Source organism: Streptomyces rubiginosohelvolus (genome assembly GCF_014649875.1).
Taxonomy (GTDB): domain Bacteria; phylum Actinomycetota; class Actinomycetes; order Streptomycetales; family Streptomycetaceae; genus Streptomyces; species Streptomyces rubiginosohelvolus.
Map to the genome: position 1 here is coordinate 123,249 of NZ_BMTW01000020.1, position 3,082 is coordinate 126,330.

The window sequence follows — 3,082 nt, forward strand, 5'->3', positions numbered from 1 at the left end:
GCCATGCCCTTGGCAGGACAACTGGCACACCAGAGGTTCGTCCGTCCCGGTCCTCTCGTACTAGGGACAGCCCTTCTCAATATTCCTACGCGCACAGCGGATAGGGACCGAACTGTCTCACGACGTTCTAAACCCAGCTCGCGTACCGCTTTAATGGGCGAACAGCCCAACCCTTGGGACCGACTCCAGCCCCAGGATGCGACGAGCCGACATCGAGGTGCCAAACCATCCCGTCGATATGGACTCTTGGGGAAGATCAGCCTGTTATCCCCGGGGTACCTTTTATCCGTTGAGCGACAGCGCTTCCACAAGCCACTGCCGGATCACTAGTCCCGACTTTCGTCCCTGCTCGACCCGTCGGTCTCACAGTCAAGCTCCCTTGTGCACTTACACTCAACACCTGATTACCAACCAGGCTGAGGGAACCTTTGGGCGCCTCCGTTACTCTTTAGGAGGCAACCGCCCCAGTTAAACTACCCATCAGACACTGTCCCTGATCCGGATCACGGACCCAGGTTAGACATCCAGCACGACCAGAGTGGTATTTCAACGACGACTCCACAACCACTGGCGTGGCCGCTTCAAAGTCTCCCACCTATCCTACACAAGCCGAACCGAACACCAATATCAAACTATAGTAAAGGTCCCGGGGTCTTTCCGTCCTGCTGCGCGAAACGAGCATCTTTACTCGTAGTGCAATTTCACCGGGCCTATGGTTGAGACAGTCGAGAAGTCGTTACGCCATTCGTGCAGGTCGGAACTTACCCGACAAGGAATTTCGCTACCTTAGGATGGTTATAGTTACCACCGCCGTTTACTGGCGCTTAAGTTCTCAGCTTCGCCACCCCGAAAGGCAGCTAACCGGTCCCCTTAACGTTCCAGCACCGGGCAGGCGTCAGTCCGTATACATCGCCTTACGGCTTCGCACGGACCTGTGTTTTTAGTAAACAGTCGCTTCTCGCTGGTCTCTGCGGCCACCCCCAGCTCAAGCAGCAAGTGCTATCACCGGTGATGGCCCCCCTTCTCCCGAAGTTACGGGGGCATTTTGCCGAGTTCCTTAACCATAGTTCACCCGAACGCCTCGGTATTCTCTACCTGACCACCTGAGTCGGTTTAGGGTACGGGCCGCCATGAAACTCGCTAGAGGCTTTTCTCGACAGCATAGGATCATCCACTTCACCACAATCGGCTCGGCATCAGGTCTCAGACTCATGTTGTGCGGATTTGCCTACACAACGTCCTACACCCTTACCCCGGGACAACCACCGCCCGGGCTGGACTACCTTCCTGCGTCACCCCATCGCTTACCTACTACAAGTCTGGTTCATCGGCTCCACCACTACCCTCAACTCCGAAGAGATCGGGCCGGCTTCACGGACTTAGCATCGCCTGATTCAGTACTGGGCGTTTCAAAGCGGGTACCGGAATATCAACCGGTTGTCCATCGACTACGCCTGTCGGCCTCGCCTTAGGTCCCGACTTACCCTGGGCAGATCAGCTTGACCCAGGAACCCTTAGTCAATCGGCGCACACGTTTCTCACGTGTGTATCGCTACTCATGCCTGCATTCTCACTCGTGAACCGTCCACAACTCGCTTCCGCGGCTGCTTCACCCGGCACACGACGCTCCCCTACCCATCCCAGCCCCCGTTGGGGGTACATGCTGGAATGACACGACTTCGGCGGTACGCTTGAGCCCCGCTACATTGTCGGCGCGGAATCACTTGACCAGTGAGCTATTACGCACTCTTTCAAGGGTGGCTGCTTCTAAGCCAACCTCCTGGTTGTCTCTGCGACTCCACATCCTTTCCCACTTAGCGTACGCTTAGGGGCCTTAGTCGATGCTCTGGGCTGTTTCCCTCTCGACCATGGAGCTTATCCCCCACAGTCTCACTGCCGCGCTCTCACTTACCGGCATTCGGAGTTTGGCTAAGGTCAGTAACCCGGTAGGGCCCATCGCCTATCCAGTGCTCTACCTCCGGCAAGAAACACACGACGCTGCACCTAAATGCATTTCGGGGAGAACCAGCTATCACGGAGTTTGATTGGCCTTTCACCCCTAACCACAGGTCATCCCCCAGGTTTTCAACCCTGGTGGGTTCGGTCCTCCACGAAGTCTTACCTCCGCTTCAACCTGCCCATGGCTAGATCACTCCGCTTCGGGTCTAGAGCGTGCAACTCAAACGCCCTGTTCGGACTCGCTTTCGCTACGGCTTCCCCACACGGGTTAACCTCGCTACACACCGCTAACTCGCAGGCTCATTCTTCAAAAGGCACGCAGTCACGACTGACAGCACAAGTGCTGACAGCGACGCTCCCACGGCTTGTAGGCACACGGTTTCAGGTACTATTTCACTCCGCTCCCGCGGTACTTTTCACCATTCCCTCACGGTACTATCCGCTATCGGTCACCAGGGAATATTTAGGCTTAGCGGGTGGTCCCGCCAGATTCACACGGGATTTCTCGGGCCCCGTGCTACTTGGGTGTCTCTCAAACGAGCCGTTAATGTTTCAGCTACGGGGGTCTTACCCTCTACGCCGGACCTTTCGCATGTCCTTCGCCTACATCAACGGTTTCTGACTCGTCTCACAGCCGGCAGACTATGAAAGAGAGATCCCACAACCCCGCATGCGCAACCCCTGCCGGGTATCACACGCATACGGTTTGGCCTCATCCAGTTTCGCTCGCCACTACTCCCGGAATCACGGTTGTTTTCTCTTCCTGAGGGTACTGAGATGTTTCACTTCCCCTCGTTCCCTCCACACTGCCTATGTGTTCAGCAGCGGGTGACAGCCCATGACGACTGCCGGGTTTCCCCATTCGGAAACCCCCGGATCAAAGCTTGGTTGACAGCTCCCCGGGGACTATCGTGGCCTCCCACGTCCTTCATCGGTTCCTGGTGCCAAGGCATCCACCGTGCGCCCTTAAAAACTTGGCCACAGATGCTCGCGTCCACTGTGCAGTTCTCAAACAACGACCAGCCACCCACCACCCCGTCCTTACAGACGAGTTCACTGGGGCCGGATCAGAAGGAACAACCATAATCGGCCGTACCCTCAGATACCCAACAACGTGCCCGAC

The 3,082-nt window shown here is 56.7% G+C and carries 1 rRNA gene (running past one end of the window); it reads right to left on the reverse strand.

Features of this window, described 5'->3' with window-relative positions:
• Positions 1-2,939: ribosomal RNA gene (locus tag IE134_RS31040) — 23S ribosomal RNA — on the reverse strand; it reaches 227 nt to the left of the window's first position.
• Positions 2,940-3,082: the final 143 nt, after the last annotated feature.